General features: G+C 59.0%; 12 protein-coding genes. 6 read left to right on the forward strand and 6 right to left on the reverse strand.

The annotated features are described in order from the left end of the window. Positions 1–50: 50 nt before the first annotated feature. Complete coding sequence (locus BLR20_RS07305; RefSeq protein ID WP_010427568.1) at positions 51–998, forward strand: bile acid:sodium symporter family protein; 948 nt, start codon at positions 51–53, stop codon at positions 996–998. 617 nt (positions 999–1615) lie between these two features. Here the strand turns inward: BLR20_RS07305 and BLR20_RS07315 are convergent. Continuing rightward, positions 1616–3490 (reverse strand): MFS transporter, encoded by a 1875-nt coding sequence (locus tag BLR20_RS07315; protein WP_032616133.1) that lies wholly within the window; start codon positions 3488–3490, stop codon positions 1616–1618. 242 nt (positions 3491–3732) lie between these two features. Here BLR20_RS07315 and BLR20_RS07320 point away from each other — a divergent pair, with 242 nt between their 5' ends. Next, complete coding sequence (locus BLR20_RS07320; protein WP_054994547.1) at positions 3733–7209, forward strand: PAS domain-containing hybrid sensor histidine kinase/response regulator; 3477 nt, start codon at positions 3733–3735, stop codon at positions 7207–7209. Positions 7210–7278: 69 nt separating this feature from the next. On the opposite strand, the gene BLR20_RS07325 is transcribed toward BLR20_RS07320, so the two are convergent. Together BLR20_RS07325 and cysK are read right to left on the reverse strand one after the other, a co-directional pair. Then, positions 7279–8217: an aspartyl/asparaginyl beta-hydroxylase domain-containing protein gene (locus BLR20_RS07325; RefSeq protein WP_054994546.1), complete on the reverse strand. Its 939-nt coding sequence runs from the start codon at positions 8215–8217 to the stop codon at positions 7279–7281. A gap of 174 nt (positions 8218–8391) precedes the next feature. After that, a complete protein-coding gene (cysK, locus tag BLR20_RS07330; RefSeq protein ID WP_054994545.1) occupies positions 8392–9366 on the reverse strand; it encodes a cysteine synthase A in 975 nt (324 codons plus the stop codon). A gap of 126 nt (positions 9367–9492) precedes the next feature. Here cysK and BLR20_RS07335 point away from each other — a divergent pair, with 126 nt between their 5' ends. The 4 genes from BLR20_RS07335 to BLR20_RS07350 all read left to right on the forward strand — a co-directional run bounded on the left by BLR20_RS07335 (position 9493) and on the right by BLR20_RS07350 (position 13857). Beyond that, a complete protein-coding gene (locus BLR20_RS07335; protein WP_032616128.1) occupies positions 9493–10560 on the forward strand; it encodes a DUF748 domain-containing protein in 1068 nt (355 codons plus the stop codon). Between the two features lie 317 nt (positions 10561–10877). Next, positions 10878–11723 carry an AAA family ATPase gene (locus BLR20_RS07340; protein WP_003407249.1) on the forward strand — a complete coding sequence of 282 codons (846 nt, stop codon included), beginning with the start codon at positions 10878–10880 and terminating at the stop codon, positions 11721–11723. Between the two features lie 37 nt (positions 11724–11760). Then, positions 11761–12939, forward strand: a complete 1179-nt coding sequence (locus tag BLR20_RS07345) for a vWA domain-containing protein (RefSeq protein WP_032616124.1) — start codon at positions 11761–11763, stop codon at positions 12937–12939. Between the two features lie 201 nt (positions 12940–13140). Continuing rightward, positions 13141–13857, forward strand: coding sequence for a WbqC family protein (locus tag BLR20_RS07350; protein ID WP_054994544.1), 717 nt, complete (start codon positions 13141–13143; stop codon positions 13855–13857). Positions 13858–13893: 36 nt separating this feature from the next. On the opposite strand, the gene BLR20_RS07355 is transcribed toward BLR20_RS07350, so the two are convergent. From BLR20_RS07355 to BLR20_RS07365, 3 genes are all read right to left on the reverse strand, one after another. Further along, a complete protein-coding gene (locus BLR20_RS07355; protein ID WP_010432096.1) occupies positions 13894–14418 on the reverse strand; it encodes a DUF2937 family protein in 525 nt (174 codons plus the stop codon). Between the two features lie 46 nt (positions 14419–14464). Then, positions 14465–15265 (reverse strand): class II glutamine amidotransferase, encoded by an 801-nt coding sequence (locus BLR20_RS07360; protein ID WP_054994543.1) that lies wholly within the window; start codon positions 15263–15265, stop codon positions 14465–14467. Positions 15266–15341: 76 nt separating this feature from the next. Further along, positions 15342–15818 carry a hypothetical protein gene (locus tag BLR20_RS07365; RefSeq protein WP_054994542.1) on the reverse strand — a complete coding sequence of 159 codons (477 nt, stop codon included), beginning with the start codon at positions 15816–15818 and terminating at the stop codon, positions 15342–15344. Between the last annotated feature and the right edge of the window lie 6 nt (positions 15819–15824).

Below are 15824 nucleotides of genomic sequence, written 5' to 3' on the forward strand. Positions count from 1 at the left end.
GACCGGCCGGTGCTTTCATAAACATTCGAAGCAAAAGAAGGAGAAGTACCGTGCGCGCTCTGGCTGCCTTGAGTCGTTTTGTCGGCAACACGTTTGCCTACTGGGTTTTGCTGTTCGCCATTCTGGCGTTCCTGTTTCCCCAGGTGTTCATCGGCCTGAAAAGCTGGATCGTGCCCTTGTTGGGGCTGGTCATGTTCGGCATGGGCCTGACCCTGAAACTCGACGATTTTTCCGAAGTCGCGCGTAACCCCTGGCGAGTGGCGCTGGGTGTGATCGCGCACTTTGTGATCATGCCCGGTGTGGCCTGGCTGCTCTGCCAGGTGTTTCAACTACCGCCGGAAATCGCCGTGGGCGTGATTCTGGTCGGTTGCTGCCCGAGCGGTACTTCATCCAATGTCATGGCCTGGCTGGCAAAGGGTGATCTGGCGCTGGCGGTGGCAATCGCTGCAGTCACCACTCTGCTTGCCCCGCTGCTGACCCCGACCCTGATCTGGTTCCTGGCGTCGGCGTGGCTGCCGGTGTCCTTTCTCGATATGTTCTGGTCGATCCTGCAACTGGTCATGCTGCCGATTGTGCTGGGCGTGATTGCCCAACGCCTGCTGGGCGCGCGGGTCAGCTATGCGGTAGACGTGCTGCCGCTGGTGTCGGTGGTCAGCATTGTGATGATCGTCTGTGCGGTGGTCGCCGCCAGCCAGGCGAAAATCGCTGAATCCGGCCTGCTGATCATGGCGGTGGTGATCCTGCACAACACGTTCGGTTTTCTGCTGGGTTATTTCACTGGCAAGGTTTTCAAGCTGCCATTGGCGCAACGCAAGTCGCTGGCGCTGGAAGTCGGTATGCAGAACTCGGGACTGGGCGCTGCGCTGGCCAGTGCTCATTTTTCGCCGCTGGCGGCGGTGCCAAGCGCGCTGTTCAGTGTCTGGCACAATATTTCCGGTGCGTTGCTGTCGACGTATTTCAGGAAGATGCCGGAGGAAGAGAATACGTCCGTTCGTTGATGCCAGGTAGATTGGGGGTCGACGCACCCTGCGTCGTCAGTGCCATCGCGTTCGAAAAGCGCTTATGCAACAGTGGCTGGCAATGAATGACCATCGTTCCCACGCTCCGCGTGGGAATGCAGTTCGTGACGCTCCGCGTCACACGGCGGCTCTGCGATATCAGGAGGATTGTGGTCCGGCTCAGGTCACCTTTTCGCCCCTCGGCGACTCACTTTGAGGGACCAAAGTGAGCAAAGTCCCAGCTCCGTTTCCGGCCCGACTTCGTCGGGTTCCTTCGCCCTGTCACTGATCCGGGGGTCGCCGCAACGGGCCATCCATGGCCCGGTGCGGCTAGCCTGGCGTCCTGCCAGGCTACCCCCGGATCAGCGCCAGGACTCAGCCGTCACTTACGTCGCACTCTGCGTCGTCTGTGCCATCGCGGTTGAAAAGCATTTCGGTGGTAGTTAATGCGATTTTGACTATCGTTCCTCACGCTCCGCGTGGGAATGCAGTTCGTGACGCTCCGCGTCACACGGCGGTTCTGCGAGGTCAGGTAGATGTGGGTTCCAGCTCAGGTCACCTTTGGCCATCGTGCCAATCCGAAGTGATTGGCACGTCAGTTGTACAGAGCGTAAACGCTACTGCACTTTCCCTCTCAGTGCTTTAACTTCTTCGCGCACGTCCACGGGTGTCGCCACATCTGCTGCAATGGGCGAACCGGCAACCAGTACGACGCGAGACCACAGGCGGCGAAGCAGGGTTTTGCTCGGGTCACGGCTGAAGAAGCTGCCCCACAGGCCTTGCAGTGCCAGCGGAATGACTGGCACCGGTGTTTCCTCGATGATGCGGGTCATGCCGCTCTTGAAGCCGCTGATTTCGCCGTCGGTGGTCAGTTTGCCTTCCGGGAAGATGCACACCAGTTCGCCTTCCGCGAGGTACTGGGCGATGCGTTTGAACGACTTCTCGTAGATGTCCATGTCTTCGTTACGCCCGGCAATGGGGATGGTCCCGGCCGTGCGAAAGATGAAGTTAAGCACCGGCAGCTGGTAGATCTTGTAGTACATGACAAAGCGGATCGGACGCCTCACTGCTCCGGCAATCAGCAATGCATCGACAAAGGACACATGATTGCAGACCAGCAGCGCCGCACCTTCGTCCGGGATCCGGTCCAGGTTGCGATGTTCGACGCGGTACATGGAGTGGCCAAGCAGCCAGATCATGAAGCGCATGGTGAACTCGGGGACGATCTTGAAGATGTAGATGTTGACCCCGATGTTCATCACCGACACGGCCAGAAACAGCTGCGGAATCGACAGTTTGGCAACGCTCAGCAGCAGGATCGAGACAATCGCCGAGGCCACCATGAACAGCGCGTTGAGGATGTTGTTGGCGGCAATGACGCGCGAGCGCTCCTTCACCGGCGTGCGCGACTGGATCAACGCGTACAGCGGCACGATGTAAAAGCCACCGAATACGCCGATACCGAGAATGTCGAACAGCACCAGCCAACCCTGCCCGAAGGACAGCACCGCCAGCCAGTCGTTGGCCTGCACGCTCTGCGGGAAACCGCCCGAATGCCACCACAGCAGCAGGCCAAAAATCGTCAGGCCCATCGAGCCGAACGGCACCAGTCCGATCTCGACCTTATGCCCGGACAAGCGCTCGCAGAGCAGAGAGCCCAGCGCGATGCCGATGGAGAACACGGTCAGAATCAGCGTAACGACCGTTTCGTCGCCGTACATCCATTCCTTGGCATAGGCCGGGATCTGCGTCAGGTAGATAGCCCCCACGAACCAGAACCACGAGTTGCCGACAATCGAGCGCGAGACTGCGGGCGTTTGCCCCAGCCCCATGCGCAAGGTGGCCCACGACTGGGTAAAGATGTTCCAGTTGAGTTTCATCTCCGGCGAGGCAGCATCGGCGCGCGGGATACCGAAGCTGGCCAGGAATCCCAGGCAGGCGACCAGCACGATGGCAGCAGCCACCACCCAGGCGTATTGCGAGGAGGACATCATCACACCCGCGCTGATGGTGCCGGCCAGAATCGCCAGAAAAGTGCCCATCTCGACCAGCGCGTTGCCACCGACCAGTTCGCTCTCGCGCAGGTGCTGGGGCAGTATCGAATACTTGACCGGCCCGAACAGCGCCGAATGCGTGCCCATGGCGAACAGCGCGGCCAGCATCAACTCCAGATGATTGAACAGAAAGCCTGCCGCGCCCACCGCCATGATGACGATCTCGCCAAACTTGATGATCCGGATCAACTTGTCTTTGGGGTATTTCTCGCCGAACTGCCCGGCCAGCGCCGAGAACAGAAAGAACGGCAGAATGAACAGCAAGGCGCACAGATTGACGTAGATCGAGCGATCCCCGTCGATGCTCAGCTTGTAAAGGATGGCAAGGATCAATGACTGCTTGAAGATATTGTCATTGAACGCCCCGAGGGACTGCGTGATGAAAAACGGCAGGAAACGGCGTTTCCCGAGCAGGCTGAATTGTGACTGTTGGCTCATCGTCCGTGGTCCTGAGAGGCTGGGGTGAACTGACGCAGCGGCCAATCCAAGGCACATTGAAGACGTAACGCCGCCGAATGTCGATAGAGCATTTCTTTTTACAAAACCTGTGTCGCTATTTTTATCGCTTCGGACTTTGCCAGGGCCGCTGCGACACCGCGCCACGCTCGACCTTGGTCGACAAAGACGAAGCGCGGCCATCGTGCGAGACTGCGCGTTATCGATACGGTGTGGAATTTGATATGTCGCTGTCCAGCGGGCTGATTGCGGCCGTTGCCCTTACCTATATGGCCATCATGTTCGCCATCGCCTTCTACGGCGACCGATACAGCGCCTCGTTGCGCCCGACCATGCGTGCCTGGGTCTATAGCCTGTCGCTGGCGGTGTATTGCACCAGTTGGACGTTTTTCGGCGCAGTGGGTCAGGCCGCCGAACAGTTGTGGTCGTTTCTGCCGATTTATCTGGGGCCCATCGTGCTGATGGTACTGGCACCCTGGGTGCTGCAAAAAATGGTGCTGATCAGCAAACAGGAAAACATCACCTCAATCGCCGACTTCATTGCGGCGCGCTACGGCAAGTCCCAGTCCCTGGCGGTCATGGTGGCGCTGATCTGCCTGATCGGCATGCTGCCGTACATCGCGCTGCAGCTCAAAGGCATCGTGCTGGGGGTGAATATCCTGATCGGTGCCGTGGCCGACTCCACCGGCACCCGCGCTCAGGACACCGCGCTGGTGGTGTCGCTGATTCTCGCGCTGTTCACCATCGTCTTCGGCGCGCGCAATCTGGATGTCACCGAACACCATCGCGGCATGGTGCTGGCCATCGCCTTCGAGGCGCTGGTCAAGCTGTTTGCGTTCATGGCGGTCGGTGTGTTCGTCACGTTCGGCCTGTACGACGGATTCGACGACCTGTTCAATCAGGCCAAACTGGCGCCACGCCTCGAGGAATACTGGAAAGACACGATCAACTGGCCGTCGATGTTCGTGCAGACCGGCGTGGCGATGATGGCGATTGTCTGCCTGCCCCGCCAGTTCCACGTCACCGTGGTCGAGAACATCGAGCCTCAGGACCTGAATCTCGCCAAATGGGTGTTCCCGGCCTATCTGGCGCTGGCTGCGCTGTTCGTGGTGCCGATTGCACTGGCCGGACAAATGCTCCTGCCCGGTTCCATGCTGCCCGACTCGTTCGTGATCAGCCTGCCGCTGGCGCACGCCCACCCGTCGCTGGCGCTGCTGGCCTTCATCGGCGGAGCATCGGCGGCAACCGGCATGGTGATCGTCGCCTGCGTGGCCCTGTCGACGATGATTTCCAACGACATGCTGCTGCCGTGGCTGTTAAGACGCAAAAACACCGAGCGGCCGTTCGAAGCGTTTCGTCACTGGATGCTTTCTGTCAGACGCATCAGCATCGTGATGATTCTCCTGCTGGCCTATGTCAGCTACCGGATGCTCGGGTCGACGGCGAGTCTGGCAACCATCGGCCAGATCGCCTTTGCCGCGATCACCCAACTGGCGCCCGCCATGTTTGGTGCGCTGTACTGGAAACAGGCCAATCGGCGTGGCGTCTTTGCAGGCTTGGCGGCGGGCATCTTCATATGGTTCTACACCTTGGTGCTACCGGTGGCGGCGCATGGCATGGGTTGGTCACTGAGCACTTTCCCGCTGCTTTCATGGCTGCACAGCAACCCGTTCGACCTGCCTATCTCGCCGATGACCCAGGGTGTGGTGCTGTCGATGGCCGGCAACTGCACGCTGTTCGCCTGGGTGTCGATGTTGTCGCGCACGCGAGTGGCCGAGCACTGGCAGGCGGGGCGTTTCATCGGTCAGGAAACCCAGGGACGCGACTTCAGCCGCCCACTGCTTGCGGTGCAGATCGAGGACCTGCTCAGCCTGTCGGCGCGCTTCGTCGGTGAAGACCGCGCGCGGCAGAGTTTCATCCGCTTCGCCCAAAGGCAGGGCAAGGGTTTCAATCCCAGCCTGAATGCCGACGGCGAGTGGATCGCGCATACCGAGCGACTGCTGGCCGGCGTGCTCGGCACCTCCTCGACCCGCGCCGTGGTCAAGGCCGCTATCGAAGGTCGCGACATGCAGCTGGAAGACGTCGTACGCATCGCCGACGAAGCCTCCGAAGTCCTGCAGTTCAACCGCGCGCTGCTGCAGGGTGCCATCGAAAACATTACCCAGGGCATCAGCGTGGTTGACCAGTCATTGCGACTGGTGGCCTGGAATCGCCGTTACCTTGAGCTGTTCAACTACCCCGAAGGCCTGATTGGCGTCGGCCGACCGATCGCCGACATCATCCGCTACAACGCCGAGCGCGGCCTTTGCGGACCGGGCGAGGCAGAGGTTCACGTGGCGCGGCGTCTGCACTGGATGCGCCAGGGCCGCGCTCATACCTCGGAGCGGTTGTTTCCCAATGGCCAGGTGATCGAGCTGATTGGCAACCCGATGCCGGGCGGCGGATTCGTCATGAGTTTCACCGACATCACTGCGTTTCGCGCCGCCGAACACGCCCTCAAAGGCGTCAACGAAAGCCTTGAGCAGCGGGTCGCCGCGCGTACCCATGAGTTGTCCCAGCTCAACCAGGCGCTGACCGAAGCCAAGGGCACCGCTGAAGCCGCCAACGAATCGAAAACGCGCTTTCTGGCAGCGGTAAGTCACGACCTGATGCAGCCTTTGAATGCTGCACGACTGTTCTCCGCTGCGCTGTCACACCAGCAGGAAGGGATTTCCAGCGACGCCCTGCAATTGGTTCGGCACCTGGACAGCTCGTTGCGCTCTGCCGAAGACCTGATCGGCGACCTGCTGGATATCTCCCGAATCGAAAACGGCAAGATCACCCCGGACCGTCAGCCGTTCCCGCTCAGCGCGCTGTTTGACACAATTGGTGCCGAGTTCAAGGCGCTGGCCCAGGAGCAGGGTCTGATCTTTCGTGTGAGGGGCAGTGCACTGCGTGTCGACAGTGATATCAAGCTGTTGCGCCGGGTGTTGCAAAACTTTTTGACCAACGCTTTCCGCTACGCCAAAGGCCCTATTCTGCTGGGCGTCAGGCGCTACGGTGACAGCCTGAGCCTGGAAGTCTGGGACCGTGGACCGGGCATTCCCGAGGACAAGCGCAAGGTGATCTTCGAAGAATTCAAACGCCTCGACAGCCACAAGACTCACGCGGCCAAGGGGCTGGGTCTGGGGCTGGCGATTGCCGATGGCCTGTGTCGCATTCTTGAGCATCCTTTGCAGGTGCGCTCCTGGACTGGCAAAGGCAGCGTGTTCAGCGTCAGGGTGCCACTTGCCGCGCCTCAGGCAGCACTTCCCGCGACACTGCCTGATGTCAGCCGCCCCGCGCTGAACGGTACCCACGTGCTGTGTGTCGATAACGAAGACAGCATCCTGATCGGTATGCACAGCCTGCTGTCACGCTGGGGCTGTCAGGTCTGGACCGCCCGCAATCGTCAGGAGTGCGAAGCGCTGCTGAACAACGGCGTTCTACCGCAGATTGCCCTGGTGGATTACCACCTGGATGAGGGCGAAACCGGTACTGAACTCATGGCCTGGCTGCGCACCCGACTGGGTCAGCCGGTACCGGGCGTGCTCATCAGTGCGGATGGGCGTGCAGAGTTGATCGCTCAGGTACACGCGGCGGGACTCGATTACCTGCCCAAGCCGGTCAAGCCTGCAGCGCTGCGCGCGCTGTTGAGCCGGCATGTAAGTCTGGAAGGATAACGAAATACCGGTTGTTCGCAGAGGCCACGAACAACCGGATCAGAGGGGAATAACCGGAAAGACTGTCGCTTAACCAAACAACCAGTAGCCCAGCAGCGTCAGTACCGCGACTGCCAGCACAGGGCGCAGTACCCGGTAAGCCTTGGGGTTGGCGCGCTTGAACTGCTTGACCTTGCCACTGAAGCCATCGCTGAAACGCTTGCTGAACGCATACGCCTGGTTGATTCCGCCGACACGCTCGTCGTCGAGGTTCTGCGGAGCGGTGGCGCGACCCAGAAACGCGCTGACGCTGCGGTTCATACGGGTCATGAAACGGTTGGTCAGCGGACGCTCGATGTCACAGAACAGGATCACACGGGTCTGATCGGTCTCGTTCTTGACCCAGTGAACGTAGGTCTCATCGAACATGACGTCCTGACCGTCACGCCAGGCGTATTCCTTGCCATCGACGAAGATCCGGCAATCATCGGAGTTGGGTGTCGACAGGCCCAAGTGATAACGCAGCGAACCGGCAAACGGATCGCGGTGCGGATTGAGGTGACTGCCACCCGGCAGCAGCGCGAACATCGCGCCCTTGACGTTGGGAATGCTGTTGACCAGTTCAACGGTTTTCGGGCACAGCGCTTCGGCAGACGGCAGGGCCTTGTCGTACCACTTCAGGTAAAAGCGCTTCCAGCCCTTCTTGAAGAACGAGCCAAAACCGGCGTCGTTGTTTTTCTCCGCTGCACGAATATAGCCCTCGTCGAACAGGTGCATGGCTTCGTCGCGAATGGTTTCCCAGTTGTCCTTGAGGATGTCCAGCTCAGGGAATTTGCTGCGGTCCAGATAGGGCTCGGACGGCACGCGGGAAAACAGGTACATCAGTGCGTTGTACGGTGCGAACAATGCCGAATGGTTGACGAACTGCCGCAACAGAGGCAGCCGGGCCCGACCGCGCAAGTGAACGTACAGCGTGCTGCCCAGAAACAGCATCAGGATCGATGCCTTGGCAACAAATGAAAGGGTCATGAAGCTCTCCTTGAAGCGGGCGGATAACGCCAAACGTCACGCGGGCAGTGCTGATGCATGATTCTGAATAATGACCGGAGCGCCGGGCGGCAGCGCTCATCGTCCGGCGAGTCATAAGCTGGCCATCATAAACCCTTGCGTTGCCCGCATGAAGTGCACACTTGCGAAGATGTGTTACTGGGCAAGCTCCTGATCGGTAAACAGATCGCTGAACAGCATGCTCGACAGGTAACGTTCGCCGGAGTCCGGCAGGACCACCACGATCGTCTTGCCCTGCATCTCCGGCTTTTCAGCCAGACGGACGGCGGCCGCCATTGCCGCACCGCACGAAATACCGCAGAGAATGCCCTCCTCTTGCATCAGACGCCGCGCCATGGCCTTGGCCTCTTCATCGGTGACACGCTCTACCCGATCGACAATCGACAGATCGAGGTTTTTCGGGATGAAGCCGGCGCCGATGCCCTGAATCCTGTGCGGGCTGGGGGTAATCGCTTCACCGGCCATCGCCTGGGTGATGATCGGCGAACCGTCCGGCTCGACCGCGACGGACAGGATCGGTTTGCCTTCGGTGTGCTTGATATACCGGGAGATACCGGTGATAGTCCCGCCAGTTCCTACGCCTGCCACCAGGACGTCGATGGCACCGTCGGTGTCTGCCCAGATTTCCGGGCCAGTGGTCTTTTCATGGATGGCCGGGTTGGCCGGGTTCTCGAACTGTGCAGGCATGAAATATTTCTCGGGGTTGCCTGCCAGCAGTTCTTCGGCCTTGGCAATCGCGCCTTTCATCCCCTTGGCCGCTTCGGTCAGCACCAGTTCTGCGCCCAGTGCCTTGAGTACCTTGCGACGTTCTATGCTCATGGAAGCGGGCATGGTGAGCATCAGCTTGTAGCCACGGGCAGCGGCAACGAAGGCCAGGCCTATACCGGTGTTGCCCGAAGTCGGCTCGACGATGGTCATGCCCGGCTTGAGCCTGCCGCTGCTTTCGGCGTCCCAGATCATGCTGGCGCCGATACGGCATTTGACGGAATAGCCGGGATTACGCCCTTCGATCTTGGCCAGAATGGTGACACCGCGCGGCGCGATACGATTGATCTGCACCAACGGCGTATTACCGATGGAATGGGCGTTATCAGCGTAGATACGGCTCATGAGGGTGTCCTTGTGCACATCGGTTAAAGACCCAAAGCCTATGCCGCCAACTCTGGGGCGTCCAGTCTGACCGAACGGATGACGGCGCAAGCAGTCAATCCTTCATTGAAACAGGAGACTCATGTCATGAAACGTCGCTACAGCTGGCCGTTATGGACCCTGGCCGCTCTGGTAGTCCTGCTGATCGCTGTCAATATCGCCCTGCCTTATCTGGTGCGTGACTATCTGAACGACAAACTGGCCGACATGGGGGACTACCGAGGCGAGATCGCCGATGTAGACCTGGCACTGTGGCGAGGGGCGTACCGGATCAAGGGACTGAAGATCGTCAAGACCGATGGCAAGGTGCCGGTGCCCTTCTTCGACGCGCCGATGATCGAACTGGCAGTCAGCTGGCATTCACTCTGGTATGACCATGCTGTGGTCGCGAAAGCCCTGTTCACCGGCCCGCAGATCAACTTCGTGGACGGCGGCAGCAAGCAAGACTCGCAGACCGGTCAGGGCACCGACTGGCGTACCCAGATGGACAAGCTGTTGCCCATGACCCTCAACGAGTTGCGCATCGACAACGGGCGCATCACGTTCAATAACTTCAACTCCAAGCCCAAGGTAAAAATCGAGGCGGATCAGGTCAATGCCAGCATCTACAACCTGACCAATGTGGTCGACGTGGAAGGCAATCGCGATGCCGAGTTCAAGGGCAAGGCGCGTCTGCTGGGCCATGCCGATCTGGAGAGCTCAGCCAGATTCGACCCGTTCAGCAACTTTGAAGACTTCGACTTCAAACTGCGCGCCACCGGCATCCAGCTCAAGAAACTCAACGACTTCTCGTCGGCCTACGGCAAGTTCGATTTCAATGCCGGCGATGGCGACGTGGTGATTGAAGCCCAGGCCGATAAGGGCCAGCTCAAGGGCTACATCAAGCCGCTGCTGCGCAATGTGGACGTATTCAATTGGCAGCAGGATGTCGAAAACAAGGACAAGGGGGTTTTCCGCTCGATCTGGGAAGCGTTGGTCGGCACCAGCGAAACCGTATTGAAAAACCAGCGGGAAAACCAGTTCGCCACACGCGTCGACCTTAGCGGCAGCGTTCATCAGCAGGACATCAGCGGCTTCCAGGCGTTTCTGCAGATCCTGCGCAATGCGTTCGTGCAGGCATTCAATGCGCGCTATGAGAGCAGCAAGGGTTCCTGACGTGCTTGTTTATCCACGGTATATACGCCCCACTTTTCCGCGGCGCATTCCGAATGAACAAGTGGCGGCGGATGCTCTTTTCTCTCAACTGAGTGCGGTATTCAGACGACAGTAAGCAGCGGTATCGGCAAATCAGCCCTACCAAAAGCGGCGTTACAATTCAGACCCGGTCACGACGTGACGCCCCATTCAAGAACTGAATAAGGCGTCTTCGTTCACAGCCCTCGGGCAGCCACGTTATAGTCAGGGCATTGCTTGCCCCTATTACGGCGTGCGTGCCGACCGGTTACGCACGCCCATGCGAAAAGGATGGATCAATGAAGTTCGAAGGTACGCCGGCCTACGTTGCCACTGACGATCTGAAGCTGGCGGTCAACGCGGCCATCACGCTGGAGCGTCCACTGCTGGTCAAGGGCGAGCCCGGCACCGGCAAGACCATGCTCGCCGAGCAACTGGCCGAGTCCTTCGGCGCGAAACTGATCACCTGGCATATCAAGTCCACGACCAAGGCCCATCAGGGCCTGTACGAATACGATGCGGTGAGCCGTCTGCGCGACTCGCAACTGGGCGTCGACAAGGTCCACGACGTACGCAATTACCTGAAAAAGGGCAAGCTCTGGGAAGCCTTCGAGTCCGAGGAGCGTGTGATCCTGCTGATCGACGAAATCGACAAGGCCGATATCGAGTTCCCCAATGACCTTTTGCAGGAACTCGACAAGATGGAGTTCTACGTTTACGAGATCGATGAAACGATCAAGGCCAAGAAGCGACCGATCATCATCATTACCTCTAACAACGAGAAGGAGCTGCCGGACGCCTTTCTGCGTCGCTGCTTCTTCCACTACATCGCCTTTCCGGACCGGGCCACGCTGCAACGCATCGTCGATGTGCATTACCCGGACATCAAGAAAGACCTGGTCAGCGAAGCACTGGACGTATTCTTCGACGTGCGCAAGGTACCGGGGCTGAAGAAGAAGCCCTCCACCTCCGAGCTGGTCGACTGGCTGAAGCTGCTGATGGCCGACAACATCGGTGAAGCCGTGCTGCGCGAACGCGATCCGACCAAGGCCATTCCGCCGCTGGCCGGCGCGCTGGTCAAGAACGAGCAGGACGTGCACCTGCTGGAACGTCTGGCGTTCATGAGCCGTCGCGGTAATCGCTGATCGTGTCTACCCAACCTGCCATGTAAGGGCGACAGCCATGCTGCTCAACCTGTTCAACGAAATGCGCGCGGCCAGGGTGCCGGTGTCCCTGCGTGAACTGCTGGACCTGATCAATGCGCTGAAACAGCGGGTCGTCTTCGCTGACATCGATGAGTTCTACTTTCTGGCGCGCACGATTCTGGTCAAGGACGAGCGCCATTTCGACAAGTTCGACCGCGCCTTCGGTGCGTATTTCAACGGTCTGGAAAACCTCGACGATCATTTGCAGGCGCTGATCCCGGAAGACTGGCTGCGCAAAGAGTTCGAGCGCTCGCTGACGGACGAGGAACGTGCGCAGATCCAGTCGCTGGGCGGCCTCGACAAGCTGATCGAAGAGTTCAAGAAACGCCTGGAAGAACAGAAGGAGCGTCACGCCGGTGGCAACAAATGGATAGGCACCGGTGGCACCAGTCCGTTCGGTTCGGGTGGCTACAACCCGGAAGGCATTCGTGTCGGCGATGCAGGCGAGCGCAAAGGCAAGGCCGTCAAAGTCTGGGACCAGCGCGAGTACAAGAATCTGGATGATCAGGTTGAGCTGGGGACGCGCAATATCAAGGTGGCCCTGCGCCGCCTGCGCAAGTTCGCTCGTCAGGGCGCTGCGGATGAACTGGACATCGACAGCACCATTGATCACACCGCACGCGATGCGGGCCTGCTGAACATTCAAATGCGTCCGGAGCGGCGCAACACCATCAAGTTATTGCTGTTGTTCGACATCGGTGGCTCGATGGATTCGCACATCAAGGTCTGCGAAGAGCTGTTCTCCGCGTGCAAGACCGAGTTCAAGCATATGGAGTATTTCTACTTCCATAACTTCATCTATGAATCGGTGTGGAAGAACAACCAGCGCAGAAGCTCGGAGCGGACCGCCACCCAGGACCTGCTGCATAAGTATGGCGAGGACTACAAAGTGATTTTCATCGGCGACGCCTCGATGGCGCCCTATGAAATCAGCCAGCCCGGCGGCAGTGTCGAACACTGGAATGAAGAGGCAGGCTATGTGTGGATGCAGCGCTTCATGGCTAAATTCAAGAAGATCATCTGGATCAATCCCTACCCGAAAGATGCCTGGGACTACACCACCTCGACGCATATCGTACGTGACTTGATTGAAGGTCAGATGTACCCGCTGACCCTGAGCGGCCTGGAAGAAGGCATGCGCTACCTGGCGAAATGAAATAAGGGTGCGTCCAATAATGTATAAGCCGGTCATCGACCGGCCGCTACAACCCGACCAGCAGCATGATCGTTTTAAAACGCCGAACTACGCTGACAATTCCACACCACCAATCAGACGGAGAAGTGCTGATTGAGTAGATAGTTTTGCAGTTACTCCATCGTTTTGCCTGAGCAGCCGTCGCGACTTCGCGGGTTACTTATGAACGAAACGCTCGGGATCATGCAGCCTTACTTTTTCCCCTACATCGGTTACTTCCAGCTCATTGCGGCGGTTCAGCGCGGGCTTGTCTTTGACATCGTCAAATACAAACGCAAAAGCTGGATGAACCGCAATCGGGTACTGGACAGTAAAGGCGACTGGCAATACATCAGTGTTCCGGTCTGCGTCAGCGAGGGCGCACTGATCAAGGACGCAACCATTATCGACCTTGCCTGCGCCCACCGACGAATCACGAATCAGCTTGAACACTATAGAGGCAAGGCCCCCTACTTCCGGGAAACCTTGCACGTGGTCGAGCAGACATTCGGCACACCTGCCACCCACTTGTGTGAACTCAACACGCGCGCGCTGCAAGTGGTCTGCGAGTATTTAGGCATGAGCTTTAACTGGGAAAGCTGTGCAGCGATGAACCTGGACCTGCCCCCCATTGAACATGCGGGCCAATGGGCGCTGGAAATAAGCACCGTGCTGGAAGCGCGGCAGTACGTCAATGCCACTGGTGGACGCGAAATCTTTACACCCGGCGACTGGCAGGAAAGAGGTATAGAACTGAGGTTTCTTGAGCCCTCTTCATTCAGTTATTCCACGGGACCCATGAATTTTGTCGAAAACCTTTCGATCATTGACGTGCTGATGTGGAACGCACCTGAAACAGTACTCGCCTATCTACACAATGAAACGCGGGCAGTCATATGAACTGCCTCGCTATGTTTTGCTGCGCGCTACCCGCGGTCAACGCCAATCCCGTTCGAGTTGCGGCTTGCGTCGTCCGCCGTTGAAAACCCAGCCGATTAGCAGCACGACACTTTCGATCACCAGCGCCAGCAGCAAGGCGCTGATGATGCCCCAGGCGATGACTTCGGGGGCCAGCAGGACTTGCCACGTGTAACCGTTGAAGGTTTCGCGACGGATATCCGGGTCGGAAGAGGTGGCGACGAACAAGGCTTTTGAATACCACGGCCCCTGAAGCCCGAGCCACTGACGCTCAAGGATGTGCGTGCGGTTCATCAGGGTGTCGATGGTATCCGCATCACTGCGAAAAACCGGGTCTTCACTGCTGCGATAGTGCTGGATCAGCGCCTGGATATCGCCCTTGAAGAACTGCTGCGCAGTGGCGGTATAGCCCTTCACGGCTTGCTGCGCCTCGATCAGATGCGCTTCGACACGCTTGCTGTAGTCACTGATGAAACCGGGAATCTGAACCCCGAACAGCAGGCCCACGGTGAACAGCACCAATCGCAGATAACTTCGCAGCATCAATATCCCTCTTCTTTTTTATCCAGTAAGCCAATGTGCTGATGTATCAGGGCCTGGCCGTCTCGGTGACCGTGTCGACCGAACCTTGCGCCACGCATTCGCCCTTGCGCCAAAGGCTCCACTGGCCCGGTTCATAGCGGTTCCAGTTTTCGTTCTCGGTCAAGGGTTCGGTCGCGATGACCGTGACCACATCGTGCGGCGTCGTTTCAGCCTGAAAATCGACAATCACGTCGACATCTTTCAATCGCGCCGGACCGAACGGCGCACGGCGGGTGATCTGAACCAGTTTGGTACTGCAAAAGCAAAACAGCCAGTCACCGTCGCTCAACAGGCAGTTGAACACGCCTTTACTGCGATATTCGGCACACGCCTGGATCAGCGCAGGCAGTAACTCCTCGACCTCGACTGGCTCGGGAAAGGCTGCGCGAACACGATTGAGCAGGTCGCAGAAGGCTGCTTCGCTATCGGTATCGCCCACTGGCCGATAAAAGGTAACGCCCGGGGTGAAATCCGCCAGCTGGCCATTATGGGCAAAACACCAGTTGCGGCCCCAGAGTTCACGCACGAAAGGATGGGTATTGGACAGGCAGACCTTGCCGACGTTGGCCTGACGAATATGGCCAATCACGACTTCACTCTTGATGGGATAACGCTGCACCAGTTGTGCGACTTCCGATTCGCTGCTGGCTGCCGGGTCCTGAAACAGGCGCAGACCACGGCCCTCGTAGAAGGCAATGCCCCAGCCATCGCGATGCGGACCGGTGCGGCCGCCCCGCTGCATCAGCCCGGTAAAGCTGAAGACTATGTCGGTCGGGACATTGGCGCTCATGCCCAGTAGTTCACACATGCTCAGGTTCTCGCTTCAAGACGTTTTGCAGCAGGTCATGCGCCGCAGGTCACGGCGCTTGCCAACGAAGCGGGAGCTACAACCGCGGCTCGACTCGCGCAGCCCTGGTCGGCGGAAGAGGCGCAGCATTCCTGCGAGCGTAGTGATCGTCTTCGGCAAAGGGCTCGTCAGCAGGGTCTGTTTCGACAGGCTGGGCCGCAGGCTTGGGCTGGCGAGCCTTGCGGCTGCGTTCGATCGGCCAGCGGATCAGCACGAACAACAGGTATGCCGTGAAGGCGAACATGCCATACATGGCCAGGTCCGACACGGCGGTCCAGACATTGCTGCCGACCTTGAACATCAGGTCGAGGGCGGTGATCGCCACGGCTGGCGCCATCGCATCCTTGGCAGGGTCGACCATGGTCGGCGTAAACAGCAGCACCGCGACCGCCACCAGCAACGGCTCCTTGAGATACCGCCACATCCAGCGGGTCATCAGAAACCATACCAGCAGGCAACCCAACGCGGCGAAGGCGTAGACGCTCCAGGCGATCAGATAGTCGTTTTCGGTCATGACGTC

The sequence above is a fragment of the Pseudomonas congelans genome, from assembly GCF_900103225.1.
Lineage (GTDB): Bacteria > Pseudomonadota > Gammaproteobacteria > Pseudomonadales > Pseudomonadaceae > Aquipseudomonas > Aquipseudomonas congelans.

Excerpts from the sequence above, each read along its gene's own strand:
- BLR20_RS07320 (WP_054994547.1), top strand. The coding sequence starts at position 3,733 with ATGTCGCTGTCCAGCGGGCTGATTGCGGCCGTTGCCCTTACCTATATG.
- BLR20_RS07325 (WP_054994546.1), bottom strand. The coding sequence starts at position 8,217 with ATGACCCTTTCATTTGTTGCCAAGGCATCGATCCTGATGCTGTTTCTG.
- BLR20_RS07360 (WP_054994543.1), bottom strand. The coding sequence starts at position 15,265 with ATGTGTGAACTACTGGGCATGAGCGCCAATGTCCCGACCGACATAGTC.
- BLR20_RS07350 (WP_054994544.1), top strand. The coding sequence starts at position 13,141 with ATGAACGAAACGCTCGGGATCATGCAGCCTTACTTTTTCCCCTACATC.
- BLR20_RS07365 (WP_054994542.1), bottom strand. The coding sequence starts at position 15,818 with ATGACCGAAAACGACTATCTGATCGCCTGGAGCGTCTACGCCTTCGCC.
- BLR20_RS07345 (WP_032616124.1), top strand. The coding sequence starts at position 11,761 with ATGCTGCTCAACCTGTTCAACGAAATGCGCGCGGCCAGGGTGCCGGTG.
- BLR20_RS07340 (WP_003407249.1), top strand. The coding sequence starts at position 10,878 with ATGAAGTTCGAAGGTACGCCGGCCTACGTTGCCACTGACGATCTGAAG.
- BLR20_RS07335 (WP_032616128.1), top strand. The coding sequence starts at position 9,493 with ATGAAACGTCGCTACAGCTGGCCGTTATGGACCCTGGCCGCTCTGGTA.
- BLR20_RS07315 (WP_032616133.1), bottom strand. The coding sequence starts at position 3,490 with ATGAGCCAACAGTCACAATTCAGCCTGCTCGGGAAACGCCGTTTCCTG.
- BLR20_RS07355 (WP_010432096.1), bottom strand. The coding sequence starts at position 14,418 with ATGCTGCGAAGTTATCTGCGATTGGTGCTGTTCACCGTGGGCCTGCTG.
- cysK (WP_054994545.1), bottom strand. The coding sequence starts at position 9,366 with ATGAGCCGTATCTACGCTGATAACGCCCATTCCATCGGTAATACGCCG.